The organism is Rhodanobacter sp. TND4EL1, assembly GCF_054061035.1.
Window position 1 is genome coordinate 1,284,792 of sequence record NZ_JBSSDT010000001.1, and the last position, 26,132, is coordinate 1,310,923.

At 61.7% G+C, this 26,132-nt stretch carries 31 protein-coding genes; all 31 read right to left on the reverse strand.

What is annotated here, in order from left to right; genetic code table 11:
• Positions 1-9: 9 nt before the first annotated feature.
• Complete coding sequence (rpsD, locus tag ACVWWQ_RS06040) at positions 10-636, reverse strand: 30S ribosomal protein S4 (RefSeq protein ID WP_099654081.1); 627 nt, start codon at positions 634-636, stop codon at positions 10-12.
• A 10-nt stretch (positions 637-646) separates the two neighbouring features.
• Entirely contained in the window at positions 647-1,033 is a 387-nt protein-coding gene (gene rpsK, locus ACVWWQ_RS06045) for a 30S ribosomal protein S11 (RefSeq protein WP_007513384.1), read from the reverse strand.
• A gap of 12 nt (positions 1,034-1,045) precedes the next feature.
• On the reverse strand, positions 1,046-1,402 hold the full coding sequence (gene rpsM / locus ACVWWQ_RS06050; protein ID WP_056764196.1) for a 30S ribosomal protein S13: 357 nt from the start codon (positions 1,400-1,402) through the stop codon (positions 1,046-1,048).
• Positions 1,403-1,538: 136 nt separating this feature from the next.
• Complete coding sequence (gene secY, locus ACVWWQ_RS06055) at positions 1,539-2,861, reverse strand: preprotein translocase subunit SecY (protein ID WP_133951202.1); 1,323 nt, start codon at positions 2,859-2,861, stop codon at positions 1,539-1,541.
• A gap of 4 nt (positions 2,862-2,865) precedes the next feature.
• Positions 2,866-3,303 (reverse strand): 50S ribosomal protein L15, encoded by a 438-nt coding sequence (gene rplO / locus ACVWWQ_RS06060; protein ID WP_199107526.1) that lies wholly within the window; start codon positions 3,301-3,303, stop codon positions 2,866-2,868.
• Positions 3,303-3,503: a 50S ribosomal protein L30 gene (rpmD, locus tag ACVWWQ_RS06065; RefSeq protein ID WP_099654078.1), complete on the reverse strand. Its 201-nt coding sequence runs from the start codon at positions 3,501-3,503 to the stop codon at positions 3,303-3,305. Before rpmD ends, rplO begins: the two co-directional genes overlap by 1 nt.
• Positions 3,496-4,005 (reverse strand): 30S ribosomal protein S5, encoded by a 510-nt coding sequence (gene rpsE / locus ACVWWQ_RS06070; RefSeq protein WP_007808187.1) that lies wholly within the window; start codon positions 4,003-4,005, stop codon positions 3,496-3,498. The genes rpmD and rpsE overlap by 8 nt, the downstream gene beginning before the upstream one ends.
• Before the next feature lie 103 nt (positions 4,006-4,108).
• Entirely contained in the window at positions 4,109-4,462 is a 354-nt protein-coding gene (gene rplR, locus ACVWWQ_RS06075; protein WP_099654077.1) for a 50S ribosomal protein L18, read from the reverse strand.
• A gap of 102 nt (positions 4,463-4,564) precedes the next feature.
• Positions 4,565-5,092, reverse strand: a complete 528-nt coding sequence (gene rplF, locus ACVWWQ_RS06080) for a 50S ribosomal protein L6 (RefSeq protein WP_099654076.1) — start codon at positions 5,090-5,092, stop codon at positions 4,565-4,567.
• 11 nt (positions 5,093-5,103) lie between these two features.
• Positions 5,104-5,499 (reverse strand): 30S ribosomal protein S8, encoded by a 396-nt coding sequence (rpsH, locus tag ACVWWQ_RS06085; RefSeq protein WP_099654075.1) that lies wholly within the window; start codon positions 5,497-5,499, stop codon positions 5,104-5,106.
• A 225-nt stretch (positions 5,500-5,724) separates the two neighbouring features.
• Entirely contained in the window at positions 5,725-6,030 is a 306-nt protein-coding gene (gene rpsN / locus ACVWWQ_RS06090) for a 30S ribosomal protein S14 (RefSeq protein ID WP_099654074.1), read from the reverse strand.
• A gap of 12 nt (positions 6,031-6,042) precedes the next feature.
• Entirely contained in the window at positions 6,043-6,585 is a 543-nt protein-coding gene (rplE, locus tag ACVWWQ_RS06095; protein WP_199107524.1) for a 50S ribosomal protein L5, read from the reverse strand.
• Positions 6,586-6,594: 9 nt separating this feature from the next.
• A complete protein-coding gene (rplX, locus tag ACVWWQ_RS06100) occupies positions 6,595-6,912 on the reverse strand; it encodes a 50S ribosomal protein L24 (protein WP_199107522.1) in 318 nt (105 codons plus the stop codon).
• 11 nt (positions 6,913-6,923) lie between these two features.
• On the reverse strand, positions 6,924-7,292 hold the full coding sequence (gene rplN, locus ACVWWQ_RS06105) for a 50S ribosomal protein L14 (protein ID WP_007513359.1): 369 nt from the start codon (positions 7,290-7,292) through the stop codon (positions 6,924-6,926).
• Positions 7,293-7,306: 14 nt separating this feature from the next.
• The gene (gene rpsQ, locus ACVWWQ_RS06110) at positions 7,307-7,582 is read right to left on the reverse strand and encodes a 30S ribosomal protein S17 (protein ID WP_099654072.1); all 276 of its coding nucleotides are present in this window, start codon (positions 7,580-7,582) and stop codon (positions 7,307-7,309) included.
• A 12-nt stretch (positions 7,583-7,594) separates the two neighbouring features.
• A complete protein-coding gene (rpmC, locus tag ACVWWQ_RS06115; protein WP_007808194.1) occupies positions 7,595-7,780 on the reverse strand; it encodes a 50S ribosomal protein L29 in 186 nt (61 codons plus the stop codon).
• The gene (gene rplP / locus ACVWWQ_RS06120) at positions 7,780-8,193 is read right to left on the reverse strand and encodes a 50S ribosomal protein L16 (protein WP_056386829.1); all 414 of its coding nucleotides are present in this window, start codon (positions 8,191-8,193) and stop codon (positions 7,780-7,782) included. The genes rpmC and rplP overlap by 1 nt, the downstream gene beginning before the upstream one ends.
• A gap of 11 nt (positions 8,194-8,204) precedes the next feature.
• The gene (gene rpsC / locus ACVWWQ_RS06125) at positions 8,205-8,957 is read right to left on the reverse strand and encodes a 30S ribosomal protein S3 (protein WP_099654071.1); all 753 of its coding nucleotides are present in this window, start codon (positions 8,955-8,957) and stop codon (positions 8,205-8,207) included.
• A gap of 15 nt (positions 8,958-8,972) precedes the next feature.
• Positions 8,973-9,308, reverse strand: coding sequence for a 50S ribosomal protein L22 (gene rplV / locus ACVWWQ_RS06130; RefSeq protein ID WP_099654070.1), 336 nt, complete (start codon positions 9,306-9,308; stop codon positions 8,973-8,975).
• Positions 9,308-9,580, reverse strand: coding sequence for a 30S ribosomal protein S19 (gene rpsS / locus ACVWWQ_RS06135; RefSeq protein WP_099654069.1), 273 nt, complete (start codon positions 9,578-9,580; stop codon positions 9,308-9,310). The genes rplV and rpsS overlap by 1 nt, the downstream gene beginning before the upstream one ends.
• 12 nt (positions 9,581-9,592) lie before the next feature.
• On the reverse strand, positions 9,593-10,417 hold the full coding sequence (gene rplB / locus ACVWWQ_RS06140; protein ID WP_099654068.1) for a 50S ribosomal protein L2: 825 nt from the start codon (positions 10,415-10,417) through the stop codon (positions 9,593-9,595).
• Between the two features lie 17 nt (positions 10,418-10,434).
• Positions 10,435-10,728, reverse strand: coding sequence for a 50S ribosomal protein L23 (rplW, locus tag ACVWWQ_RS06145; protein ID WP_099654283.1), 294 nt, complete (start codon positions 10,726-10,728; stop codon positions 10,435-10,437).
• Entirely contained in the window at positions 10,725-11,327 is a 603-nt protein-coding gene (rplD, locus tag ACVWWQ_RS06150; protein ID WP_099654067.1) for a 50S ribosomal protein L4, read from the reverse strand. The genes rplW and rplD overlap by 4 nt, the downstream gene beginning before the upstream one ends.
• 11 nt (positions 11,328-11,338) lie before the next feature.
• A complete protein-coding gene (rplC, locus tag ACVWWQ_RS06155; RefSeq protein WP_133951204.1) occupies positions 11,339-11,980 on the reverse strand; it encodes a 50S ribosomal protein L3 in 642 nt (213 codons plus the stop codon).
• Between the two features lie 20 nt (positions 11,981-12,000).
• Positions 12,001-12,312, reverse strand: a complete 312-nt coding sequence (gene rpsJ, locus ACVWWQ_RS06160) for a 30S ribosomal protein S10 (protein ID WP_007082173.1) — start codon at positions 12,310-12,312, stop codon at positions 12,001-12,003.
• A 436-nt stretch (positions 12,313-12,748) separates the two neighbouring features.
• The gene (tuf, locus tag ACVWWQ_RS06165) at positions 12,749-13,939 is read right to left on the reverse strand and encodes an elongation factor Tu (RefSeq protein WP_099654055.1); all 1,191 of its coding nucleotides are present in this window, start codon (positions 13,937-13,939) and stop codon (positions 12,749-12,751) included.
• Between the two features lie 122 nt (positions 13,940-14,061).
• A complete protein-coding gene (fusA, locus tag ACVWWQ_RS06170; RefSeq protein ID WP_099654064.1) occupies positions 14,062-16,191 on the reverse strand; it encodes an elongation factor G in 2,130 nt (709 codons plus the stop codon).
• Positions 16,192-16,357: 166 nt separating this feature from the next.
• Entirely contained in the window at positions 16,358-16,825 is a 468-nt protein-coding gene (rpsG, locus tag ACVWWQ_RS06175) for a 30S ribosomal protein S7 (protein ID WP_099654063.1), read from the reverse strand.
• Between the two features lie 69 nt (positions 16,826-16,894).
• Positions 16,895-17,269, reverse strand: a complete 375-nt coding sequence (gene rpsL, locus ACVWWQ_RS06180; protein WP_007810190.1) for a 30S ribosomal protein S12 — start codon at positions 17,267-17,269, stop codon at positions 16,895-16,897.
• Between the two features lie 177 nt (positions 17,270-17,446).
• The gene (gene rpoC / locus ACVWWQ_RS06185) at positions 17,447-21,658 is read right to left on the reverse strand and encodes a DNA-directed RNA polymerase subunit beta' (protein ID WP_099654062.1); all 4,212 of its coding nucleotides are present in this window, start codon (positions 21,656-21,658) and stop codon (positions 17,447-17,449) included.
• Between the two features lie 143 nt (positions 21,659-21,801).
• Entirely contained in the window at positions 21,802-25,965 is a 4,164-nt protein-coding gene (gene rpoB, locus ACVWWQ_RS06190; protein WP_199107520.1) for a DNA-directed RNA polymerase subunit beta, read from the reverse strand.
• Between the last annotated feature and the right edge of the window lie 167 nt (positions 25,966-26,132).

The window sequence follows — 26,132 nt, forward strand, 5'->3', positions numbered from 1 at the left end:
CTCCGGTAATTACTTCGAGTAAAGCTCGATGATCAACGCTTCATTGATGTCGGACGGCAGATCACCGCGATCCGGCACCGACTTGAACGTACCTTCGAATTTCTTGGAATCCACTTCGACCCAGATCGGACGCAAGTCCATGGTGTCGAACACGGTTGCCGCTTCCTGCACACGCAGTTGGCTGCGACCCTTTTCGGTCAACGCGATCGCGTCGCCCGGACGAACCTGATAAGAAGGAATGTTCACCTTCTTGCCGTTCACCATGATCGCCTTGTGGGCAACCAGCTGACGGGCCTGGGCGCGGGTGACCGCAAAACCCATGCGATAGACGACGTTGTCCAGACGGCTCTCAAGCAGACGCAACAGGTTTTCACCGGTGTTGCCCTTGAGGGTGGTCGCCTTGGTGTAGTAGTTGCTGAACTGACGTTCAAGCACACCGTAGATGCGCTTGACCTTCTGCTTCTCGCGCAACTGCACGGCATAGTCGGACATGCGCATGCGCTTGTTCGCGCCATGCTGGCCGGGCTTGTTTTCCAGTTTGCACTTCGAATCCAGCGCACGCGCCGGGCTCTTCAGGCTGAGATCCGCACCCTCGCGACGGGCGAGTTTGCAGGTAGCTCCACGATAACGGGCCATGGGTTACTCCTTAGACTCGACGCTTCTTGGGGGGACGGCAGCCGTTATGCGGAATCGGCGTGACGTCGATGATGTTCAACACCTTGTAACCGAGCGCATTCAGCGAACGCACGGCCGACTCGCGACCCGGGCCTGGGCCCTTGATGCGCACTTCGACCGTCTTCACGCCGTAGTCGCCTGCGGCGCGGCCAGCCTTCTCGGCCGCAACCTGCGCTGCGAACGGGGTCGACTTGCGCGAGCCACGAAAACCGGCGCCGCCGGCAGTGGCCCACGACAAGGCATTGCCCTGGCGATCGGTGATGGTGACGATGGTGTTGTTGAAGGAGGCCTGCACGTGCGCCACGGCATCCGTGACAACGCGCTTGATCTTCTTCTTGGTTTTAACCGGCTTAGCCATATTCGGAATCCGTTACTTCTTGATCGCGCGACGGGGACCCTTGCGGGTACGTGCGTTGGTACGCGTGCGCTGGCCGCGCACCGGCAGGCCACGACGATGGCGCAGGCCACGGTAGCAACCCAAGTCCATCAGGCGCTTGATAGCCATGCCCACCTCGCGGCGAAGATCGCCCTCGACGGTGTACTTGGCGATCTCGTGGCGGATCTTCTCCACCTCGCCTTCACTGAGGGACTTGATCTGGGTGGTCGGAACCACGCCAGCATCCACGCAGACTTGCTTGGCTCGGCTGCGGCCGATACCAAAAATACTCTGCAGACCAACCCAGACATGCTTCTGGACCGGCAAATTGACACCCGCGATGCGCGCCATGATGTACTTCTCCGATGCGTTTCGTGCGCGGTAAACGCGCAATTTTAACCTGAATTACCCTGACTGGAAAGCCCTGCGACACCGAAGCGCCGCCAGCTTCCTACCTTGACCAACGCCACACTCGCACCAGCAGCCACTAGTTGCGACGCAGATTGGCCTTCTTGAGCAGACTTTCGTACTGGTGACTGACCAGGTGCGCCTGCACCTGAGAGGTAAAGTCCATCACCACCACCACCACGATCAGCAGCGACGTGCCACCGAAATAGAACGGCACATGCCAGGCGTTCTGCATGAACGATGGCACCAGACACACCAGTACCAGATACAACGCACCGACACCGGTCAGACGAGTCATCACCGCATCAATGTAGTTGGCCGTGCCCTTGCCCGGACGAATACCCGGAATCAGGGCACCCGACCGCTTGAGGTTGTCGGCCGTCTCATCCGCGTTGAACACGATCGCGGTGTAGAAGAACGCAAAACCGATCACCAATACCGAAAAAACAATCTCGTACAACGGGTTGCCCGGACTCAGCGCCTGCACCAGGTCCTGCACCCAGCGCGACTGCTGCCCGGTACTGAACCAGCTCACCGCGGTCGCCGGAAACATCAGCAGACTCGAGGCGAAGATCGGCGGGATCACGCCCGCCATGTTGATCTTCAACGGCAGATTCGAACTCTGGTTCATGTAGGCCTTCTGCCCACCAGACCGTCGCGCGTAATTCACCGTGATCCGTCGCTGCGCCCGCTCCATGAACACCACGAAAGCGGTCACTAAAAGCGCCAGGCCGAACACCATCAGCAACTTGATCAGCGACAACTCACCGTTGCTGGCCATGCCGAGCGTATGCACCACCGCCCCGGGCAGACCGGCGACGATACCGGCGAAGATCAGCAGCGAAATGCCGTTGCCGACGCCCCGCTCCGTCATCTGCTCGCCGAGCCACATCAGGAACATCGTGCCTGCGGTAAGCCCCACCACCGACGACATGATGAAACCGAAGCCGGGCGTGTAAACGACGGGAGCGCCGCCTGCTGCCACCTGACCCTGCAGCGCCATCGCGATACCAAACGACTGGAAGGCCGCCAGTGCCACCGTGGCATAACGCGTATACATCGTCATCTTGCGCTTGCCGGCTTCGCCTTCCTTGCGGAGGCTCTGCAGGCTTGGCACCACCGCGCCCATCATCTGGAAGACGATGGATGCCGAGATGTACGGGATGACGCCGAGTGCGAACACCGAAAACCGCGCCAGTGCGCCGCCGGAGAACATGTTGAACATGTCCATCAGGCCGTTGCCGCTGACCAGGCTGGTCATCGCCTCGGGGTTGACACCGGGAACCGGAATGAACGAACCGAGCCGGAACACCACCAACGCACCGATCACGAAAAAGATGCGCTGGCGAAGCTCCGTGAGTTTGCCGAGCTTGCCGAGTGCGTTGCCCTTGGCTGCTGCCACCGGATTACTCCACGCTGCCGCCGGCCGCCTCGATGGCTGCCTTGGCGCCGGCGGTAGCCAGCAAACCAGACAACTTCACCGCGCGACCGATTTCACCCTTGAGGACGACCTTGACCCGCTTCGCGCGGCTGTTGATCAGGCCAGCCTGATGCAGCGCAACGACGTCGATCACGTCAACCTTGAGGCTGGCCAGCTGATACAGGAAAACTTCCTGACTCTCGGCCTGTTTCTTCGAACGGAAGCCCACTTTGGGCATCCGGCGATTCAGCGGCATCTGGCCGCCTTCAAAACCGAACTTGTGGGTACCACCGGCACGGGCATGCTGGCCCTTGTGACCGCGACCCGCAGTCTTGCCCATGCCCGAACCGATACCACGACCAACGCGCAGACGCGTCTTGTGCGAACCGGCGGCCGGCTGAATGTCATTCAAACGCATGATGATTACTCCTCGACCCGGACCAGGTAATAGACCGTGTTGATCAGGCCGCGAACCTGCGGGCTGTCCTTCAGCTCGCGGACATCGTTGATCTTGCCCAGACCCAGCGCCTTGACGCTCAGGCGATGACGCGCCTGCACACCGCGCAGACCCTTGACCAGACGCACGCGCACCGTGGCGGCGGCGGTTTCGTTCTTCTTAGCCATTGCCCAACACCTCGTCCAGGGTCTTGCCACGCTTGGCGGCGATCTTCTTGGGAGAGGCAACCGCCTGCAGGCCCTTGATCGTCGCGCGCACCAGATTGATCGGATTGCGCGAACCCACGGCCTTGGCCAGTACGTTCTTCACACCAACCACTTCCAGCACGGCACGCATGGCGCCACCGGCAATCACACCGGTACCTTCGGAAGCCGGCTGCATGTAGACGCGGGCAGCGCCGTGGTTCGCCTTGACGGCGTACCACAACGTACCGTTATTGAGCTCGATGTCGACCATCTGGCGACGGGCGCGCTCCATGGCCTTGGAGATGGCCACCGGCACTTCGCGCGCCTTGCCATAACCAAAACCCACTTTGCCTTCGCCATCACCGACAACGGTCAGTGCGGTGAAGCTCATCTGGCGGCCACCCTTTACGGTCTTGGCCACACGGTTGACGGCAATCAACTTTTCCAGCAGGCCGTCGGAATTTTCGCGATCGGTAGAAGACATGTTCTTTTCCATGTGCCCAGCGAACCGGGACTTTGCTTGCGGCTGAGCCGCTTGGAGTTTTAGGTGACGCTGCGGAAATCGGGCGAACCCGACCCGGTGCTACTTAGAACTTCAGACCAGCTTCGCGAGCCGCTTCGGCCAGTGCCTTGATGCGACCGTGAAAACGGAAGCCCGAACGGTCAAATGCGACCGACTCGATACCTGCCGCCATGGCGCGCTCTGCCACTGCCTTGCCCACCGCCGCAGCAGCCGCCAGGTTCTTGGTGCCTTTGAGACCTTCGGCAACCGACTTCTGCACGGTGGAGGCAGCAGCCACCACGTTCACGCCGGAAGCATCGAACACCTGCGCGTAGATGTGCTGGCCCGTGCGATGCACCGACAGGCGGGCGACAGCCAGCTTGCGGATGTGGCAACGAGTGGACTTGGCGCGACGCAGGCGATTTTCGTTCTTGTTCATTTCTGTATTCCTCGAAAGCGGATCGGCACGGAATGTCTGTTACCTGCGTTTGGTGAGAGTCTGGCCATGGATGACCAGGATCTACGCGCAGGGACAGCGCATTTAGGCCTTCTTGGCTTCCTTCAGGTTGATCTTCTCGCCGGAGTAACGCACGCCCTTGCCCTTGTACGGCTCGGGCGGACGGAAACCGCGGATCTTCGCAGCAACCTGACCGACCACCTGCTTGTCCGCGCCCTTGATCAGGACCTCGGTCTGCGTCGGGGTCTCGATCGTGACGCCTTCCGGCGCCTCGAAGACCACCGGGTGAGAGAAGCCCAGGCTCAGGTTCAGCGACTTGCCGGCCATGGAAACGCGGTAGCCGACGCCGACCAGCTCAAGCTTGCGCTCGTAGCCGGTGGACACTCCGGTGACCATGTTCGCCAGCAGCGCGCGAGCGGTGCCGCCGAACTTGTCGTCGGCGCCCTCGTCGAGGCTGATGTTCGCCACACCGTTGTCCACCGCGACGGTGACGCCCGGCAGATGGTGGACGGTCAAGGTGCCCTTCGGACCTTTCACCGAAATCTGATCGTCGTTGACGGTCAGTTCGACGCCCTTGGGCAGGGAAATGGGTTGTTTGGCAACACGTGACATCGAAAGACTCCTTATGCCACTTGGCCGATGACTTCGCCGCCCAAGCCCTTGGCACGGGCCTGCGCATCGGTCAACAGACCAGCGGAAGTCGAGATGATCGAGATACCCAGGCCACCGAGGACCTTCGGCAGCTCGTCCTTGCCGCGATACACACGCAGGCCGGAGCGGCTGACACGGGAAATGCGTTCGATGGCCGGCTGGCCCTCGAAATACTTGAGCTTGATCTCGAGCACCGGCTTGCCTTCCTCGGCGGAAGTCTTGGCGTCGAGGATGTAGCCCTCGTTCTTGAGAAGGTCGGCGATCGCCACCTTCATTTTCGACGACGGCATACGCACGGTCGGCTTGCCCATGGCCTGGGCATTGCGAACACGCGTGAACAGATCGGCGATGGGATCAGTCATGCTCATGAAAACATCCTTCAGAGTGCACCGATATCCGAGAAAACCGGAAATCAATCAAATTGTGAGCTGGCAAGACGCCAGACTGCGTTGCGCAGACCGCCGACTATAACAGCATTTTCAGGTTTTAGCGAATAGCGATGCGGTAGTCGCATCCAGCGGCTGCAGCGGATGCTGCAACCGGCCACTCGGCCGAGAGGGGCGTTGCCCTCTCGGTCGGTGCGGAACGTTGGTTTACCAGCTGGCTTTGCGCAGACCCGGCACGTCACCGCGCATGGTCGCTTCACGAAGCTTGTTGCGGCCGAGCCCGAACTTCGCGTAGACAGCACGCGGACGACCGGTCAGTGCGCAACGAGTGCGCTGGCGCACCGGGCTGGCGTCGCGCGGCAGTTTCTGCAGCTTCGCCTGGGCTTCCATCTTTTCCTCGTAGGAGGACTTGGGGCTCAGCACGATCGCCTTCAGTTCGGCGCGCTTGGCAGCGAACTTCTCGACGAGTTTGGTCCGCTTGATATCGCGGTTCACCATTGATGTCTTGGCCATGGATAACGCCTATCAGTTACGGAACGGGAAGCTGAACGCTGCCAGCAGGGCTTTCGCCTCTTCGTCGGTCTTGGCGGTGGTGGCAATGGAGATATCCATGCCGCGCAGCGCGTCAACCTGGTCGAAGTCGATCTCAGGGAAAATGATCTGTTCCTTGATACCGAAGTTGTAGTTGCCACGGCCGTCGAACGCCTTCGCCGACACACCGCGGAAGTCGCGCACGCGCGGCAACGAGATGTTGATCAGTCGATCAAGGAATTCGAACATCTGGGCACGGCGCAAGGTCACCTTGCAACCGATCGGCCAGCCGTCGCGGATCTTGAACGAGGCCACCGAAACGCGGGCCTTCGTCGTGATCGGCTTCTGGCCCGAGAGCTTGGCCATGTCGGCCACGGCGTTCTCGAGCACCTTCTTGTTGCCGGCAGCTTCGCCCACGCCCATGTTCAGCGTGATCTTGGTGATGCGGGGAACCTGCATCACGTTCTGGTAGCCGAACTGCTCAGTGAGCTTGGCGACTACCTGCTCTTTGTAGAAATTTTCGAGGCGGGTCATGATCGTGATTCCTTACGCGTCCACGACCTCGCCATTCGAACGGAACACGCGGACCTTGCGCCCATCTTCGAGCGTTTTGGTGCCGACGCGTTCACCCTTGTTCGTGGCGGGGTTGAACAGCTGCACATTGGAGAGATGGATCGAGGCCTCACGCTCGACGATGCCACCGGCCTGATTGGCCTGCGGATTCGGCTTGGTGTGACGCTTGACCAGGTTCACGTTGGAGACGAACACACGCTCGCCTGCAACACGCAGCACGTCGCCGCGCTGACCCTTGTTTTTGCCGGTGATCACGAGCACCTGATCACCCTTTCGGATACGGTTCATTATGTGATCTCCGCTCAGAGCACTTCGGGCGCGAGCGAGACGATCTTCATGAACTTCTCGCTGCGCAGCTCGCGGGTAACCGGCCCGAAAATACGGGTACCGATCGGCTCGAGCTTGTTGTTGAGGAGGACCGCTGCATTGCCGTCGAAACGGATCAGCGAACCATCGGGACGGCGAACGCCCTTGGCGGTGCGAACCACCACGGCATTATACACTTCGCCCTTCTTGACCTTGCCGCGCGGAATCGCATCCTTCACGGTGACCTTGATGACGTCGCCGATCGCGGCGTAACGGCGCTTGGAGCCGCCGAGCACCTTGATGCACATCAATTCCTTCGCGCCGCTGTTGTCCGCTGCGGAAAGCGTGCTTTGCATCTGGATCATGTCTGCACCCTCCCTTAGACGTTGGCGCGCGTGATGATCTCAACCACGCGGTGATGTTTGGTCTTGGACAATGGACGGCACTCGGCGATACGCACGAGGTCACCCTCGTTCGCACCCAGGTCGTCCTGCGCATGCAACTTGGTCGACCGACGAATGATCTTGCCGAGCAGCCAATGCTGCTCCTGACGCTCGACCAGGACGGTAACCGTCTTGTCCATCTTGTTGCTGGTGACGCGACCCTCGAGGGTACGCGCCTTCTTCGCTTCTGCTTGAATCTGGTTGTCGCTCATGTCGGCCGTCCCTTACTTCTTGCTGCCGAGCACGAACTTCGTGCGGGCGATGTCGCGCCGAACGCGGCGCAGCTGGTGCGGCTGGGTGAGCTGGCCGGAACCCTTTTGCATGCGCAGATTGAACTGCTCCTTGCGCAGGTCCAGCAGATGCTGCTTCAGCTCGTCGGCCGACTGGTTGTTGATATCTTTGCTGGCCATCACATCACCGCCCGTGTCACAAACTGAGTCTGCACCGAGAGCTTGGCGGCGGCCAGGCGGAACGCCTCGCGAGCCGTCAACTCGTCGACACCCTCGATTTCATAGAGCATGCGACCGGGCTGGATCGGAGCGACCCAGAACTCGACGCTGCCCTTGCCGGCGCCCATGCGGACTTCGATGGGCTTCTTGGTGATCGGCTTGTCGGGGAACACGCGGATCCACAACTTGCCACCACGCTTGACGAAGCGGGTGATGCAACGACGCGCGGCTTCGATCTGACGTGCGGTGAGCGCGCCATGGGTCGTTGCCTTCAGTCCGTACTCGCCAAAGCTGACGAGATTGGAGCACTGCGCCAGACCGTCGTTGCGGCCCTTGAACTGCTTGCGGTATTTGGTTCGCTTAGGTTGCAACATGGCAACTCTCCTTACTTCGCAGACCGCTCGCGACGGCCGTCACCGGCCTCGCGACGCGAATCATTACGACGACCTTCGCCACCTTCGCGGCGCGGCTGCGACGGCTCGTCCTTCGACTCCTGGCTGGCTGCGGCCAGATCGAAGATCTCGCCCTTGTAGATCCAGACCTTGATGCCGATGATGCCGTAGGTGGTTTTCGCCTCGGCGGTGCCGTAATCGATATCCGCACGCAGAGTGTGAAGCGGCACGCGACCTTCGCGAGCCCACTCGGAACGGGCGATCTCGGCACCGTTCAGACGACCGGAAACGTTGATCTTGATACCCAGCGCGCCCAGACGAATCGCGTTGCCGACCGAACGCTTCATCGCGCGGCGGAACATGATGCGGCGCTCGAGCTGCTGCGCGATCGACTCGGCCACCAGCTGGGCGTCGAGCTCCGGCTTGCGCACTTCGTTGACGTTGATGTGCGTCGGAACGCCCATCATGTCGCTGACTTCCTTGCGCAGCTTCTCGATATCCTCGCCCTTCTTGCCGATCACCACGCCCGGACGGGCGGTGTGAATCGTCACGCGTGCGGTCTTGGCCGGACGCTCGATCTGGATACGGGAGACACCGGCAGCAGCCAGCTTCTTCTTCAGCATGTCGCGGACTTTGATATCGGCCACGAGATACTTGGCGTAATCACGCTTGTTGGCGAACCACTTCGAGTTCCAATCCTTGGCAATGCCGAGGCGGATACCGGTGGGATGAACTTTATGACCCATCGTCTATATCCTCGGTCAGTTACCAACAACCACAGTGATGTGGCTGGTGCGCTTGAGAATGCGCGAACCGCGGCCTTTGGCGCGGGCATGCATGCGTTTCATCGCCGGACCTTCGTCAACGAAGATGCTGGCCACTTTCAACTCGTCGACGTCAGCACCGAGATTGTTCTCGGCGTTGGCGACGGCCGACAGCAGCACCTTGCGGACAAGGTGAGCAGCCTTCTTGTTGGTGAAGGTGAGCACGTCGCTGGCCCGACCCACGGGAAGCCCGCGGACGAGGTCAGCCACCAGGCGTGCCTTTTGCGCCGAAATGCGGGCGCCACGCAGGATCGCTTTGGCTTCAGTGCTCATCACTTGCCCTTCCTGTCGGCGACATGGCCCTTGAACGTCCGGGTCACCGCGAACTCGCCGAGCTTGTGCCCGACCATGTTCTCGTTGATCAGAACGGGCACGTGCTGACGGCCGTTATGGATGGCGATGGTCAAGCCGACCATTTCCGGCAGAATCATCGAGCGACGCGACCAGGTCTTGATCGGGCGCTTGTTGTTGGCGGAAACCGCAGCTTCCACCTTCTTCACGAGGTGAAGGTCGACGAACGGACCTTTCTTCAGAGAACGAGGCATGTCGGTTTCCTGTTACTTGGTACGACGACGCACGATGAACTGCTGCGTGCGCTTGTTGTTACGGGTCTTGTAGCCCTTGGCCGGCGTACCCCATGGGCTGACCGGATGACGACCACCTGAAGTCTTGCCTTCACCACCACCGTGCGGATGGTCGACCGGGTTCATCACCACACCGCGAACGGTCGGACGAATACCCAGCCAACGCTTGGCGCCGGCCTTGCCCAGCTTCTTCAAGCTGTGCTCGCCATTGCCGACTTCGCCAATGGTTGCGCGGCAGTCAACCGACACGCGACGCATCTCGCCGGAGCGAAGACGCAGCGTGGCGTAACCGGACTCGCGTGCCACCAGCTGCACCGAGGCGCCAGCGCTGCGTGCGATCTGCGCGCCCTTGCCGGGACGCAGTTCGATGCAGTGAATCGTGCTGCCCATCGGGATGTTGCGCAGCTGCAGGCAGTTGCCCGCCTTGATCGGCGCGTCACGACCGGACACCAGGCGATCGTCCACCTTCACGCCCTTCGGCGCGATGATGTAACGGCGCTCGCCATCGGCGTAGCACAGCAACGCGATATGCGCGGTGCGGTTCGGATCGTATTCGATACGCTCGACGCGGGCGGCGATGCCTTCCTTGTCGCGCTTGAAATCGATGATGCGGTAATGCTGCTTGTGACCGCCGCCGCGATGACGCACGGTGATGCGACCGTGGTGATTGCGACCGCCGGTGCGGGACTGCGACTCGGTCAACGCCGCGTACGGCGCGCCCTTGTACAGCCCTTCCGTCTTGACGCTGACTGCGTCACGGCGACCCGGCGAGGTCGGCTTGTGGTTGATTAGTGCCATCTCACAGAACTCCTGGCTCAGGCCTTGGCGGCGACGTCGATGGTCTGGCCATCGGCAAGACGCACGTAGGCCTTGCGCTTGCCCTGGCGGCTGCCAGCGCGTTGGCGGAAAGCTTTGACCTTGCCCTTGGTGTTGACGAGGTTGACCTGCTTGACGGACACGTCAAACAGCTTCTCCACGGCAGCACGGACATCGGCCTTGGTTGCGGTCGGGGCGACCACGAATACGTATTGATTGTGCTCGGCCAGACGCGCCGATTTCTCGGAGATGTGCGGCGCGCGCAGCGTATCGAGAATGCGTTCGTTGTTCATGCCAGCCACTCCTCGACCTTCTTCACAGCATCAACCGTCATCACCACATGGTCGGAACCGACCAGGCTGACCGGGTTGATACCCATCACGTCCAGCACATGGATGTAGGGAATGTTCCGCGCAGCCAGGAAAACCGACTCGGACGCATCCTCGGAAACCAGCAGCACGCGACCGGAAACTTCCAGCTCGGCCAGCTTGGCCACCATCGCGGAGGTCTTCGGCGTATCGATGCCGAAACTCTCGACGACCTTCAACCGACCCTGACGAGCCAGCTCGGAGAAGATCGAACGGATCGCAACGCGATAAGCCTTGCGGTTGACCTTCTGCTCGTAGCTGCGCGGCTTGGCTGCGAACGTGCGACCACCACCCACGAAGATCGGGGCGCGATAGTCACCGTGGCGGGCGCCACCGCCCTTCTGCTTCTTGAACTTCTTGGTGGTACCGGACATTTCGCCGCGCGACAGCTGCGACTGGGTGCCTGCACGACCGGCCGCCTGATAGGCGATCACGACCTGATGGACCAGGGCCTTCTTGTACTCACCGCCGAACACTTCATCGGACACGCTGAGCGGCTTGGCGCCAATAACATTGAGTTCCATGGCGTCTCTCCTCAACCCTTGGTCGTCGGAAGGATGATGACGTCGCCACCGGTTGCACCCGGTACCGCGCCCTTCACCGCAATCAGGTGACGCTCGACGTCGACCTTGACCACTTCCAGACCTTGCTGCGTGCGGTTGACCGCACCCATATGTCCGGACATCTTTTTGCCGGGAAACACGCGACCCGGAGTCTGGCGCTGACCGATGGAGCCCGGCGCGCGATGCGACAGCGAGTTACCGTGGGTGGCATCACCCATCTTGAAGTTCCAGCGCTTGATCGTGCCCTGGAAGCCCTTGCCCTTGGACACGCCGGCGACATCGACGATCTGGCCGACGGTGAACACGTCGTCAGCCTTGATCTCGGCACCCACGGTGTACTTGCCGAGATCGTCGGCAGACACACGGAACTCCCACAAACCACGACCCGGCTCAACCTTCGCCTTCGCGTAGTGGCCCTTCAGCGGCTGCGTCAGCAGATTCGCGCGCTTGGTGCCGGCGGAAACCTGGACGGCGCTGTAGCCATCATTATCGTCCGTCTTCAGCTGGGTCACCCGGTTCGGCGTCGCTTCAATCAGCGTCACCGGAATCGAGCGGCCATCTTCAGTGAAGAGCCGGCTCATGCCGCATTTGCGGCCAACCAATCCGATACTCATATTCGTATCCTGTCTGTCGCTCAACCGAGCTTGATCTGAACATCGACGCCAGCGGCGAGATCAAGCTTCATGAGCGCGTCCACGGTTTTGTCGTTCGGGTCGACGATGTCGAGCACACGCTTGTGAGTACGGGTCTCGTACTGGTCGCGCGCATCCTTGTCGACGTGCGGCGACGTCAGAATGGTGTAACGCTCGATCTTGGTCGGGAGCGGGATCGGGCCGAGTACCGTGGCACCCGTGCGCTTAGCCGTCTCGACGATCTCGCTGGCCGAGCGGTCGATCAGTCGATGATCGTACGCTTTCAGCCGAATCCGAATCTTCTGGTTCGCCATAACCGTGTCCTGTTGTCTAAAGAACGTAATGTGAAACGAAACGGCTTCTCACCGCCTCGCACTACCCTTTGCCACCACACCAGAGGCCACCAACAAATCGCACGGCCTCTGCTAAAAACACCAGGCGAGCTTGCAACAGCTCGCCTGGCACAATTCGAATCTCGCGCAAAAAATGACGTGTCTACAGGACTTGTCCCGTGATCACGTCGACTTGCGAGGGCCATTCCAAGGCCAGCGAACTCGAAGCGCTTCCTGCGCCTCATTTCGCGGTAGGTCGTCCAGAACATGTCTGTCCGACTAGTGAGCTGCGAAGTATACCTGCAAATTTTGCAATAGTGAAGAGGCTCCGCAATCAGCGCCAGAACCCTTCACTCAGCCACCCGGAACGGGCGGCAGACGCGGAGCTCCCGGAGGAACCCCGCGTCCGGTCAGACGATTACTTGATGACCTTGGCCACCACGCCGGCGCCGACGGTACGGCCGCCTTCGCGAATGGCGAAACGCAGGCCTTCGTCCATCGCGATCGGATGGATCAGGCTCACCACCATCTTCACGTTGTCGCCCGGCATCACCATCTCCACGCCTTCCGGCAGCTGGCAGGCGCCCGTCACGTCGGTCGTGCGGAAGTAGAACTGCGGACGGTAGCCCTTGAAGAACGGCGTATGACGGCCACCCTCGTCCTTTGACAGCACATAGACTTCGGCTTCGAAATCGGTGTGCGGGGTGATCGTGCCCGGCTTGGCCAGCACCTGGCCACGCTCGACGTCGTCACGCTTCAGGCCGCGCAGCAGCAGACCGGCGTTGTCGCCCGCCTGACCCTGATCCAGCAGCTTGCGGAACATTTCCACGCCGGTGACCGTGGTCTTCTGCGTGTCGCGGATGCCGACCACTTCGATTTCGTCGCCGACCTTGATGATGCCGCGCTCGATACGACCGGTCACCACGGTGCCGCGGCCCGAGATCGAGAACACGTCTTCCACCGGCATCAGGAACGGCTTGTCGATCGTACGCACCGGCTCCGGGATGTAGCTGTCCAGCGCTTCGACCAGCTTGATGATCGACGGCACGCCGATCTCGCTCTGGTCGCCTTCCAGCGCCAGCTTGGCCGAACCGTGGATCATCGGGGTGTCGTCGCCCGGGAAGTCGTACTTCGACAGCAGCTCGCGCACTTCCATTTCGACCAGCTCGAGCAGCTCGGCGTCGTCCACCATGTCTGCCTTGTTCAGGTAGACCACGATGTACGGCACGCCGACCTGACGCGACAGCAGGATGTGCTCGCGGGTCTGCGGCATCGGGCCGTCAGCAGCCGAGCACACCAGGATCGCGCCGTCCATCTGCGCTGCGCCGGTGATCATGTTCTTGACGTAGTCAGCATGGCCCGGGCAGTCGACGTGCGCGTAATGGCGGTTCGGCGACTCGTATTCCACGTGGGCGGTCGAGATCGTGATGCCGCGCGCCTTCTCTTCCGGCGCCGCGTCGATCGCGCTGTAGTCCTTGAACTCGCCACCGAAACGTTCTGCACCGACCTTCGTCAGCGCTGCCGTCAGCGTCGTCTTGCCGTGATCCACGTGACCAATCGTGCCGACGTTGACGTGCGGCTTGGTGCGTTCGAATTTACCCTTTGCCATGACTCAAACCTCTGAGAGAACTTAAATTTGATAATGCGTCCACGGAGGGGCGCCGTTGGAGACGACGGCCATGAACGGCCGCGTCTTGATCCTTGCTACCGCGATCACAAAGATCGCACGGCTTACGCCTTCTTCATCACCTGCTCGGCGACGTTGCTCGGCGCTTCGGCGTAGTGATCGAATTCCATCGTGAAAGTGGCCCGACCCTGCGTCAACGAACGGATCGTGGTCGCGTAACCGAACATTTCACCCAGCGGAACTTCCGCATTGATGGTCTTGCCCGACGGCGTGTCTTCCTGACCGGTGAGCATGCCGCGGCGCTTGCTGATATCGCCCATCACGTCGCCCATGTAATCCTCGGGGGTGACGATCTCGACCTTCATGATCGGCTCGAGCAACACCGGGCTCGCCTTCGCGAAGCCCTGCTTGAACGCCATCGACGCAGCAAGCTTGAACGCCATTTCCGACGAGTCGACGTCATGGTACGAACCGAAGACCAGCTTGGCCTTCACGTTCACCACCGGGAAGCCGGCAAGCGGACCACTGGTGATCGTCTCGCGCAGGCCCTTCTCGATCGACGGAATGAATTCCTTCGGAATCACGCCGCCGGTGATGTCATTGATGAACAGGAAGTCATCCTTGATACCGGCCGCGATCTTCTCGTCAGCACGGTCAGCGTCGCTGATCGGCGACATTTCGATCACCACGTGACCGTACTGACCCTTGCCGCCGGACTGCTTGGCGTGCTTGTAGTCGGACTTCACGTCGCTGGTACGGATCGTCTCGCGGTAGGCCACCTGCGGCTTGCCGACATTGGCCTCGACGTTGAACTCGCGACGCATGCGGTCGACCAGGATATCCAGGTGCAACTCGCCCATGCCGGAGATGATGGTCTGACCGGATTCCTCGTCAGTACGCACGCGGAACGACGGATCTTCCGCGGCCAGGCGGCCCAGCGCGATACCCATCTTTTCCTGGTCGGACTTGGTCTTCGGCTCGACGGCCATCGAGATCACCGGCTCAGGGAACACCATCCGCTCCAGCGTGATGATGTGATCCTGTGCGCAAAGCGTATCGCCAGTCGTCACGTCCTTCAGGCCCACCGCGGCGGCGATGTCGCCGGCACGGACTTCCTTCAGTTCGTGGCGTTCGTTGGCGTGCATCTGCAGGATACGGCCGACGCGCTCTTTCTTGCTCTTGACCGGGTTGTAGACGGCGTCGCCGGAATTCAACATGCCCGAATAGACACGGAAGAACGTCAGCGAACCCACGAACGGATCGGTCATGATCTTGAACGCCAGCGCGGAGAACGGCGCGGCATCGTCGGCAGGACGCGTGGCTTCCTTGTCGTCCTCGTCGACACCGGCAACCGGCGGACGGTCGGCCGGCGACGGCAGCAGCTGGACCACGGCGTCGAGCATGGCTTGCACGCCCTTGTTCTTGAACGCGGTACCGCAGAACATCGGGATGATTTCATTGGCCAGCGTGCGCTGACGCAGACCGGCGATGATTTCCGCTTCGCTCAGGTCGCCGCCTTCCAGGTACTTGTTCATCAGCTCTTCGGTGGCTTCCGCCGCCGACTCGACCATGAACGCATGCGCCGCGGCAGCCTCATCAGCCAGCTCGGCCGGGATCTCCCGGTATTCGAACTTCATGCCCTGGGATTCCATGTCCCAGATGATCGCCTTCATCTTGAGCAGGTCAACCACGCCCTCGAAGCCCTCTTCGGCGCCAATCGGCACCTGCATCGGCACGGCGTTTCCGCCCAGGCGCGCCTTCAGCTGGGCAACCACCTTGTTGAAGTTGGCGCCAGTGCGATCCATCTTGTTGACGAATGCGAGACGCGGCACCTTGTACTTGTTGGCTTGGCGCCACACGGTCTCGGACTGCGGCTGCACGCCACCGACCGCGCAAAGCACGAACACCGCGCCATCGAGCACGCGCAGCGAACGCTCGACTTCGATGGTGAAGTCAACGTGTCCCGGGGTGTCGATGATGTTGAAGCGGTGCTGCTCCATGGAGCCGTCCATGCCCTTCCAGAACGCCGTCGTTGCCGCCGACGTAATGGTGATGCCGCGCTCCTGCTCCTGCTCCATCCAGTCCATCGTGGCTGCACCGTCGTGCACCTCGCCAATCTTGTGACTGACACCGGTGTAGAACAGGATGCGCTCGGTCGTGGTGGTCTTGCCGGCATCGATGTGGGCCATGATGCCGAAGTTGCGGTAGCGCGTGAGGGGAGTGGTACGTGCCATGGATATCTACCTTTATCGGGCGATCCTGCCCTGGATTCACGCAGCCATCCGGCTGCAGCTTTTATGAAAAGTCCGGCATGGGCGCCGGATCCTTTTTGCCGTCATGGGCGAGGCGAGAAGCCATCAGCCAACCGTGCCGCCGATGAGGACGGCACGGATGCAGCACTTACCAGCGGTAGTGCGAGAAGGCCTTGTTGGCTTCGGCCATGCGATGCGTCTCTTCGCGCTTCTTGGCGGCGCCGCCGCGGCTTTCGGAAGCCTCCAGCAACTCGGCAGCCAGCTTGCGCGGCATCGAGGTCTCGCCGCGCTTGCGCGCTGCGTCGATGACCCAGCGCATGGCCAGCGCCATGCGGCGACCCGCACGCACTTCAACCGGCACCTGATAAGTGGCACCACCGACGCGACGGGACTTCACTTCGACCGCCGGAGCGATGTTGTTCAGTGCCTTTTCGACCAGAGCCACCGGCTCGGCATTCTTTTCGCCAATATGCTGCAGGGCACCGTAAACGATGCTTTCAGCAACCGACTTCTTGCCGCTCTTCATCACCATGTTGATGAAACGGGCGATCAGCTGGCTGCCGTGCTTGGGGTCCGGCAGAACCAGACGGGCGGGATGTGAACCTTTACGCGACATGTTTGTTGTCCGTTATTTTCGCGGACATTCCTGCCCGCCTGTAAAGCGGCCAGCGAGGGCCGCGCGACATTATTTCTTCGGGCGCTTGGCGCCGTACTTCGAGCGCGACTGACGACGCTTGGTGACACCGGCGCAGTCCAGGCTGCCGCGAACCGTGTGGTAACGCACACCGGGAAGGTCCTTGACGCGACCGCCGCGGATCAGCACCACCGAGTGCTCCTGCAGGTTGTGACCTTCACCACCGATGTAGCTGATGACCTCGAAACCATTGGTCAGGCGCACCTTGGCAACCTTGCGCAAGGCCGAGTTCGGCTTTTTCGGGGTGGTCGTGTAAACGCGCGTGCACACACCGCGACGCTGCGGGCTGCTCTGCAGCGCCGGCGAGCCACTCTTGTACGTCTTGGGGCTGCGCGACTTGCGCACCAACTGATTGACTGTCGTCATGCGTAGCTGTTCCTGAAAACATAAAGGCAGCCCGATCAAGCTCGGTCTGCCAAGAAGCGGGAATTTAACATGAGCAGCCTGCCATAGGCAAGCCAACGCTCAGCCGTCCTGGACCCGAACACGAGGTGCATCCATGCACCTCATTTCGTATGTCAGCGAGCAATACCCTGAACGGGCTTACTCGACACCGTTTTCACTACCGACCGGCGCCTCGAACGAGGCCACTGGCGTGGAACTGGAGAGTGTTTCCAGCTCCGAAGCGGACAAACCGCCCTGGCGACGACGCGATGCGTGGTACGCCAAGCCTGTACCTGCCGGAATAAGACGGCCGACAATAACATTTTCCTTCAGGCCGCGCAAGGTGTCGCGTGTGCCACGAACCGCCGCCTCGGTAAGGACGCGGGTGGTTTCCTGGAACGACGCCGCCGAAATGAACGACTCGGTCGCCAGCGAGGCCTTGGTGATACCCAGCAGAATCGACTGGTAATCGGCCGGACGTTCGCCCTTGGCTTCCGCACGGTCGTTTTCACCGTTGATGCGCACGCGCTCGATCTGCTCGCCGCGCAGGTAATGACTGTCACCCGGCTCGACGATCTCGACCTTGCGCAGCATCTGACGAATGATCGCCTCGATGTGCTTGTCGTTGATCTTCACGCCCTGCAGGCGATACACGTCCTGGATTTCCTTGACCAGGTACGACGCCAGCGGCTCCACACCCAGCAGGCGCAGGATGTCATGCGGGCTCGGCTCGCCGTCGACAACGGTTTCGCCCTTCTCCACATGCTCGCCTTCGAACACGATGACCTGGCGCCACTTCGGAATCAGCTCCTCGTGTTCATTGCCGTCGACGTCCTTGATCACCAGACGCTGCTTGCCCTTGGTGTCCTTGCCGAAGCTGATGATGCCGGAGCGCTCGGCGAGGATCGCCGGCTCCTTCGGCTTGCGTGCCTCGAACAAGTCGGCCACGCGCGGCAGACCACCGGTGATGTCGCGCGTCTTCGACGATTCCTGCGGGATACGGGCAACCACGTCGCCCACGCCCACTTCGGCACCGTTCTGGATCGACACGATCGCACCGGCCGGCAGGAAGTACTGCGCGGCAATGTCGGTACCCGGCAGCTTCAGCTCGCGACCCTTGGCATCTTCCAGGCGCACGATCGGACGCAGGTCCTTCGCCTGCGCACCACGACGCTTCGGATCGGTGACCACCGCCGACTCCAGGCCGGTCAGTTCGTCGGTCTGGCTCTGCACGGTAACGCCATCGAGGAAGTCGATGAAGCGAACCACACCGGCCACTTCGGTGACGATCGGATGGGTATGCGGATCCCAGTTGGCCACGGTCTGGCCCGGCTTGACCGGCGCACCATCCTTGACCGCGATGGTGGCACCGTAAGGCACCTTGTAGCGTTCGCGCTCGCGGCCGCTGGCGTCGATCACGCTCAGTTCGCCGGAACGCGAGACCGCAACCATGTGACCCTGCTTGTGCTGCACCGACTTCAGGTTGTTGTATTTCAGCGCGCCGGTGGTCTTCACCGTCACGTTGTCCACTGCAGCAGCACGCGAAGCGGCACCGCCGATGTGGAAGGTACGCATGGTCAGCTGGGTACCCGGCTCACCGATCGACTGTGCAGCCACCACGCCCACGGCCTCGCCCATGTTGACCAGATGACCACGGGCCAGATCGCGGCCGTAGCAGAGCTTGCACACGCCATGCTGGGCTTCGCAGGTAATCGGCGAACGCACCTTGATCATCTGCACGCCGGCCTTGTCGAGCTTCTCGACCAGAGCCTCGTTGAGCAGCGTATCGCGGGTGACGATGGCCTCGTCGTCGTCACCGGGGGCGTAGACGTCCTCGACCACCACGCGACCCAGCACGCGCTCGCGCAACGGCTCGACCACATCGCCGCCCTCGACGATCGGCTGCATGATGACGCCTTCCTCGGTGCCGCAGTTGTCCATGGTGATCACCACGTCCTGCGCCACGTCGACCAGACGACGGGTCAGATAGCCGGAGTTCGCCGTCTTCAACGCGGTATCGGCCAGGCCTTTGCGAGCACCATGGGTCGAGTTGAAGTACTGCAGCACGTTCAGGCCTTCGCGGAAGTTGGCCTTGATCGGGGTCTCGATGATCGAGCCGTCCGGACGAGCCATCAGACCGCGCATGCCGGCCAGCTGACGAATCTGCGCCACCGAACCACGGGCGCCGGAGTCAGCCATGATGTACAGCGAGTTCATCGACTTCTGGTTGACCATCTTGCCGTCGACGTCCTTCACCTTCTCGGTGCCGATGCCGTCGATCATGGCTTTCGCCACCAGTTCACTGGTGCGCGACCAGATGTCGACCACCTTGTTGTAGCGCTCGCCGGCGGTGACCAGACCCGACTGGTACTGCTGCTGGATCTCGACGACTTCCTTCTCGGCCTCTTCCAGAATCGGCTTCTTCTCGTCGGGAATCAGCATGTCGTCGATGCCGATCGAGATGCCCGAGCGGGTCGCGTAGCGATAGCCGGCATACATCAGCTGATCGGCGAAAACGACCGTATCCTTCAGCCCCAGCAAGCGATAGCTGGAGTTGATCAGACGGGAGATGTTCTTCTTGGTCAGCTCGGTGTTGGCCAGTTCGAACGGCAGGCCCTCCGGCAGGATTTCCGCCAGCAAGGCACGACCGACCGTGGTATCCACGATCTTGGTCTCATGCGTGCGGGTACCGTCTTCGGCAATGTGCACCATCTTCAGGCGCACCTTGACCTTGGCGTGAAGCTCCACGGCGCGATTGTCGTAGGCGCGACGCGCCTCGCCAATGCCGGAGAAAATCATGCCGGTACCCTTGACGTTGATCAGCTCGCGGGTCAGGTAATACAGACCCAGCACCACGTCCTGCGTCGGCACGATGATCGGCTCGCCGTTCGCCGGCGACAGGATGTTGTTGGTCGACATCATCAAGGTGCGCGCTTCCAGCTGCGCCTCGATCGACAGCGGCACGTGGACGGCCATCTGGTCACCGTCGAAGTCGGCGTTGAATGCCGTACAGACGAGCGGATGCAACTGGATCGCCTTGCCTTCGATCAGCTTCGGCTCGAACGCCTGGATGCCCAGACGATGCAGCGTCGGTGCGCGGTTGAGCATGACCGGATGTTCGCGGATCACTTCCTCGAGGATGTCCCAGACCTGGGCCTCCTCGCGCTCGACCAGCTTCTTCGCCGCCTTGATGGTGGTGGCTTCGCCACGCGCCTGCAGCTTGGCGAAAATGAACGGCTTGAACAGCTCAAGCGCCATCTTCTTGGGCAGACCGCACTGGTGCAGGCGCAGGGTCGGACCGACCACGATCACCGAACGACCGGAGTAGTCGACGCGCTTGCCCAGCAGGTTCTGGCGGAAGCGGCCCTGCTTGCCCTTGATCATGTCGGCGAGCGACTTCAGCGCACGCTTGTTGGTGCCGGTGATGGCACGACCGCGGCGGCCGTTGTCGAGCAGCGCATCGACCGATTCCTGCAGCATGCGCTTCTCGTTGCGCACGATGATGTCAGGCGCATTGAGTTCGAGCAGACGCTTCAGGCGGTTGTTGCGGTTGATCACGCGACGATACAGATCGTTCAGGTCGGAGGTGGCGAAACGGCCACCGTCCAGCGGCACCAGCGGACGCAGGTCCGGCGGCAGCACGGGCAGAACGGTCAGCACCATCCACTCCGGCTTGTTGCCGGATTCGAGGAACGCCTCGATCAGCTTCACGCGCTTGGTCAGCCGCTTCAGCTTGGTCTCGGAATTGGTCGAGGTGATCTCTTCCTTCAGGCGGATGACTTCGCCCGGCAGGTCCAGCGACTTCAGCAGGTGGAACACGGCTTCGGCACCCATGCGGGCATCGAACTCGTCGCCATGCTCTTCGGTCGCTTCCAGGTACTGGTCTTCACTGAGCAGCTGGCCGCGCTCAAGCGCGGTCATGCCCGGATCGATCACCACGAAGGCTTCGAAGTACAGGATGCGCTCGATGTCACGCAGCGTCATGTCCAGCATCAGGCCGATGCGCGACGGCAGCGACTTGAGGAACCAGATGTGCGCGGTCGGGCTGGCCAGCTCGATGTGGCCCATGCGCTCGCGGCGCACCTTGGCCAGCGTCACTTCCGTGCCGCACTTCTCGCACACCACGCCACGATGCTTCATGCGCTTGTACTTGCCGCACAGGCACTCGTAGTCCTTCACCGGTCCGAAGATGGCGGCGCAGAACAGGCCGTCACGCTCGGGCTTGAAGGTGCGGTAGTTGATGGTTTCCGGCTTCTTCACTTCGCCGAACGACCACGAGCGGATCAACTCCGGCGAGGCCAACGCGATCTTGATCGCGTCGAAGTCCGGCGTGGCGCGCTGCTGGTTGAACAGATTGAGCAGGTCTTTCATTTGAATCTCCGGTCGGAGCAAATTCTTGGGTCGAGGTCCGCGGCTGGAACAGGATCAGGCGTGCGGGACCCGGGACGGGAGATCCGGAATGCAACGCACCTTGCCGTTGCGTTTCCCAAATCCCGTGTCCCGAATCCCGTTCGTCACTTGACCTCTTCCAGATCGATGTTGATCGCGAGCGAGCGGATTTCCTTCACCAGCACATTGAAGGATTCCGGCATGCCTGCCGACATCTCGTGGTTGCCGTCGACGATGTTCTTGTACATCTGGTTGCGGCCCTGCACGTCATCGGACTTCACCGTCAGCATTTCCTGCAAGGTGTAGGCCGCGCCGTAGGCTTCCAGCGCCCAGACTTCCATTTCGCCGAAGCGCTGACCACCGAACTGCGCCTTGCCGCCCAGCGGCTGCTGGGTGACCAGCGAGTACGGACCGGTGGAACGCGCATGCATCTTGTCGTCAACCAGGTGGTTGAGCTTCAGGTAATGCATGTAGCCCACGGTGACCGGGCGATCGAATGCCTCGCCGGTACGGCCGTCGTACAGCGTGGTCTGACCCGACTCGGGCAGATCCGCCAGCTTCAGCATCGCCTTGATCTCGGTCTCTTCCGCACCGTCGAACACCGGCGTCGCCATCGGCACGCCTTCCTGCAGGTTGGTGGCGAGCGTGAAGATTTCCTTGTCGGTGAGCGACTTCAGATCGACGTACTGCACGGCACCCGCAACGTGGTTGTTGTAGATCTGGTCGAGGAACTTGCGAATCTCGCCAACCTTTTCCTGCGCTTCGAGCATCTTCTGGATCTTCTTGCCCAGGCCCTTGGCGGCCCAGCCCAGATGGACTTCCAGAATCTGCCCGATGTTCATGCGCGACGGCACGCCCAGCGGGTTCAGCACGATGTCGACCGGCACGCCGTCAGCGGAGTACGGCATGTCTTCCACCGGCACCACGTTGGACACCACGCCCTTGTTGCCGTGGCGACCAGCCATCTTGTCGCCCGGCTGGATGCGGCGCTTCACGGCCAGGAACACCTTGACCATCTTCAGCACGCCCGGTGCGAGGTCGTCGCCCTGGGTGATCTTGCCCTGCTTTTCCTTGAAGCGCTTGTCGAACTCTTCCCGGTGGCGCTTGATCTGATCAGCCGCGCGCTCGAGGAACTCGGTGACGTCCTCTTCCTTCACGTTGATCTTGAACCAGTCGTCCTTCTTCAGGCCGTCGAGGTAGGCATCGGTGATCTCGGTGCCACGCTTCAGGCCGCCCGGGCCGCTCATCGCGGACTTGCCGACCAACTGGGTGCGCATGCGGCTGTAGATCGCGCCTTCCAGGATGCGGAACTGATCGTCCAGATCCTTGCGGATCCGCTTGACCTCGGTTTCCTCGATCTGCTTGGCGCGCTTGTCCTTCTCGATGCCGTCGCGGGTGAACACCTGCACGTCGATGACGGTGCCGTCCATGCCCGGCGGAACGCGCAGCGAGCTGTCCTTCACGTCGGACGCCTTCTCACCGAAGATCGCGCGCAGCAGCTTCTCTTCGGGGGTCAGCTGGCTCTCGCCCTTCGGCGTGACCTTGCCGACCATGATGTCGCCAGCCTTCACCTCGGCACCGATGTAGACGATGCCCGACTCGTCCAGACGCGCCAGCGCCTGTTCGCCCACGTTCGGGATGTCGGCGGTGATTTCCTCGGCACCCAGCTTGGTGTCACGGGCGATGCAGGACAGCTCCTCGATGTGGATCGAGGTGTAGCGGTCTTCCTGCACGACGCGCTCGGACAACAGGATCGAGTCCTCGAAGTTGTAGCCGTTCCACGGCATGAACGCGATCAGCATGTTCTGACCGAGCGCGAGCTCGCCCAGGTCGGTCGACGAACCGTCGGCCAGCGTGTCGCCCTTCGCCACCACGTCACCGACGTTGACCAGCGGACGCTGGTTGAGGTTGGTGTTCTGGTTGGAACGGGTGTACTTGGTCAGCGTGTAGATGTCGACGCCAGCGTCGTTGTCGCCGACTTCTTCCTCGGTCACACGCACCACGATACGGGCCGCATCGACCTGGTCGATCACGCCGCCGCGCTTGGCGGAGACGATGACGCCGGAGTCACGCGCCACGGCGCGCTCGATGCCGGTACCCACCAGCGGGGTCTGCGAACGCAGGGTCGGAACGGCCTGACGCTGCATGTTCGCACCCATCAGGGCGCGGTTCGCGTCATCGTGTTCCAGGAACGGCACCAGCGCCGCGGCGACCGACACGGTCTGCATCGGCGAGACGTCCATGTAATCGACTTCGGACGCCGGCCGCAGCTCGGACTCACCACGGAAACGGCAGGACACGAAGTCCTCGACGAACGCGCCGTGCTTGTCCAGCGGCGAGTTGGCCTGGGCGATCACGTGATCACCTTCCTCGATCGCCGACAGATAGTCGACCTTGTCGGTCACCTTGCCGCCAGCCACCTTGCGGTACGGCGTCTCGAGAAAGCCGTACGAGTTGGTGCGGGCATACACGGCCAGCGAGTTGATCAGGCCGATGTTCGGGCCTTCCGGCGTTTCGATGGTGCAGACGCGGCCGTAATGGGTCGGATGCACGTCGCGCACTTCGAAGCCGGCACGCTCGCGGGTCAGGCCGCCTGGCCCAAGAGCCGACACGCGGCGCTTGTGGGTGACTTCCGACAGCGGATTGTTTTGGTCCATGAACTGGGACAGCTGCGAGGAGCCGAAGAACTCCTTCACCGCTGCCGCCACCGGCTTGGCGTTGATCAGGTCCTGCGGGGTCAGGCCATCGGCCTCGGCCAGCGACAGGCGCTCGCGCACCGCACGCTCCACACGGACCAGGCCGATGCGGAAGGTGTTCTCGGCCATCTCGCCGACCGAACGCACGCGGCGGTTGCCCAGGTGGTCGATGTCATCGACGGTGCCATGACCGTTCTTGATGTCGATCAGCACTTTCAGCACGTCCAGGATGTCGGACGTCTCGCCCTGCTCCTTCACCAGCAGCTGGGAGGCCTCTTCCTTGCGCTCGCTGAAGTACTTGTGGTCGTACAGCACGCCCGGGCCGAGGATTTCCTTGCGGCCCACACGACGGTTGAACTTCATCCGGCCGACCGCGGACAGGTCGTAGCGGTCGAACGTGAAGAACAGGTTGAAGAACAGGTTCTGCGCGGCATCCTTGGTCGGCGGCTCGCCCGGACGCATCATGCGATAGATTTCCACCAGCGCCTCCAGCGGCGTCTTGGTGTTGTCGATGCGCAAGGTGTGCGAAATGTAGGCACCGCGATCCAGGTCATTCACGTACAGCGTCGGCACGGTCTCGATGCCGGCCTTGCGGAACGCCTCCATCTGTTCGGCAGTGATCTCGTCATTGGCCGAGGCCAGCAGCTCGCCGGTGTTGCCATCCACGATGTCCGTAGCCACGATGCGGCCGACCGGATAGTCATCCGGCACTTCCAGCGCGGTGATGTTCTCCGCAGCCAGCTGACGCACGTGACGCGCAGTGATGCGCTTGCCGGCTTCCACCAGCACCTTGCCGCCGATCGCCAGGTCGAAGCTCAGCGTCTCGCCGCGCAGACGCTCGGCAACGAGTTCCAGCGTGGTGCTGCCCTTCTTGCCGAGGTGGAACACGTTGTGTTCGAAGAAGGTGGCCAGCATCTCTTCGTTGTTGTAGCCGAGCGCACGCAGCAGCACGGTCACCGGCAATTTGCGGCGACGATCGATACGGGTGAACAGCGCATCCTTCGGGTCGAACTCGAAGTCCAGCCACGAGCCGCGGTAAGGAATCACGCGAGCCGAGAACAGCAGCTTGCCCGAGCTGTGCGTCTTGCCGCGGTCGTGATCGAAGAACACGCCCGGCGAACGATGCAGCTGCGAGACGATCACGCGCTCGGTGCCGTTGATGATGAAGGTGCCGGTCTCGGTCATGAGCGGAATCTCGCCCATGTAGACCTCCTGCTCCTTGATGTACTTGACCACCTTCTTGGAGGCCGGGCTGTCCTTGTCGTAGATGACCAGGCGCACGGTGGTGCGCAGCGGCGCACCATAGGTCATGCCGCGGTTGCGGCACTCACGCTCGTCGAATGCCGGTTCGCCGAGGCGATAGTCGACATATTCGAGTGCGGCATTGCCCGAATAGCTGGAGATCGGGAACACCGACTTCAACGCGGCATGCAGACCCTTCTCGCCGCGCTGTTTGGGCGCAACATGCTCCTGCAGGAATTCCCGGTAGGAATCAGTCTGGATGGTCAGCAGGTTCGGCACGCCCAGTACGGGCGGACGCTTGCCAAAATCCTTGCGGATGCGTTTCTTCTCGGTAAACGAGTAGGCCATGATCGGTAGCGCCTCGGTTCGCAGTGACGCCGGTGGTGCACACACCGGCTAAAGGAAAAAAATCTGTCTTTGCCGGACGGCCATGGCCATCCGGCTGGGGATTTGGGAATCGAGAATCGGGAATCGTCCGGAACGCAAGCTGCGCCTCAACAATTCTCGATTATCCATTC

Coding starts and splice junctions, on each gene's coding strand:
- rpsD (WP_099654081.1), bottom strand. CDS start 636: ATGGCCCGTTATCGTGGAGCTACCTGCAAACTCGCCCGTCGCGAGGGT.
- rpsK (WP_007513384.1), bottom strand. CDS start 1,033: ATGGCTAAGCCGGTTAAAACCAAGAAGAAGATCAAGCGCGTTGTCACG.
- rpsM (WP_056764196.1), bottom strand. CDS start 1,402: ATGGCGCGCATCGCGGGTGTCAATTTGCCGGTCCAGAAGCATGTCTGG.
- rpmD (WP_099654078.1), bottom strand. CDS start 3,503: ATGGCTAAGAAGAACGAAACCGCCGCCGCCACGGTGCGCGTGCGTCTG.
- rpsE (WP_007808187.1), bottom strand. CDS start 4,005: ATGTCTTCTACCGATCGCGAAAATTCCGACGGCCTGCTGGAAAAGTTG.
- rplR (WP_099654077.1), bottom strand. CDS start 4,462: ATGAACAAGAACGAAAATCGCCTGCGTCGCGCCAAGTCCACTCGTTGC.
- rplF (WP_099654076.1), bottom strand. CDS start 5,092: ATGTCACGTGTTGCCAAACAACCCATTTCCCTGCCCAAGGGCGTCGAA.
- rpsH (WP_099654075.1), bottom strand. CDS start 5,499: ATGAGCATGACTGATCCCATCGCCGATCTGTTCACGCGTGTTCGCAAT.
- rpsN (WP_099654074.1), bottom strand. CDS start 6,030: ATGGCCAAGACATCAATGGTGAACCGCGATATCAAGCGGACCAAACTC.
- rplN (WP_007513359.1), bottom strand. CDS start 7,292: ATGATCCAGATGCAAAGCACGCTTTCCGCAGCGGACAACAGCGGCGCG.
- rpsQ (WP_099654072.1), bottom strand. CDS start 7,582: ATGAGCGACAACCAGATTCAAGCAGAAGCGAAGAAGGCGCGTACCCTC.
- rpmC (WP_007808194.1), bottom strand. CDS start 7,780: ATGGCCAGCAAAGATATCAACAACCAGTCGGCCGACGAGCTGAAGCAG.
- rplP (WP_056386829.1), bottom strand. CDS start 8,193: ATGTTGCAACCTAAGCGAACCAAATACCGCAAGCAGTTCAAGGGCCGC.
- rpsC (WP_099654071.1), bottom strand. CDS start 8,957: ATGGGTCATAAAGTTCATCCCACCGGTATCCGCCTCGGCATTGCCAAG.
- rplV (WP_099654070.1), bottom strand. CDS start 9,308: ATGAGCACTGAAGCCAAAGCGATCCTGCGTGGCGCCCGCATTTCGGCG.
- rpsS (WP_099654069.1), bottom strand. CDS start 9,580: ATGCCTCGTTCTCTGAAGAAAGGTCCGTTCGTCGACCTTCACCTCGTG.
- rplB (WP_099654068.1), bottom strand. CDS start 10,417: ATGGCACTAATCAACCACAAGCCGACCTCGCCGGGTCGCCGTGACGCA.
- rplW (WP_099654283.1), bottom strand. CDS start 10,728: ATGAACAACGAACGCATTCTCGATACGCTGCGCGCGCCGCACATCTCC.
- rplD (WP_099654067.1), bottom strand. CDS start 11,327: ATGGAACTCAATGTTATTGGCGCCAAGCCGCTCAGCGTGTCCGATGAA.
- rplC (WP_133951204.1), bottom strand. CDS start 11,980: ATGAGTATCGGATTGGTTGGCCGCAAATGCGGCATGAGCCGGCTCTTC.
- rpsJ (WP_007082173.1), bottom strand. CDS start 12,312: ATGGCGAACCAGAAGATTCGGATTCGGCTGAAAGCGTACGATCATCGA.
- tuf (WP_099654055.1), bottom strand. CDS start 13,939: ATGGCAAAGGGTAAATTCGAACGCACCAAGCCGCACGTCAACGTCGGC.
- fusA (WP_099654064.1), bottom strand. CDS start 16,191: ATGGCACGTACCACTCCCCTCACGCGCTACCGCAACTTCGGCATCATG.
- rpsG (WP_099654063.1), bottom strand. CDS start 16,825: ATGTCGCGTAAAGGTTCACATCCCGCCCGTCTGGTTCTGCCGGACCCC.
- rpsL (WP_007810190.1), bottom strand. CDS start 17,269: ATGACGACAGTCAATCAGTTGGTGCGCAAGTCGCGCAGCCCCAAGACG.
- rpoC (WP_099654062.1), bottom strand. CDS start 21,658: ATGAAAGACCTGCTCAATCTGTTCAACCAGCAGCGCGCCACGCCGGAC.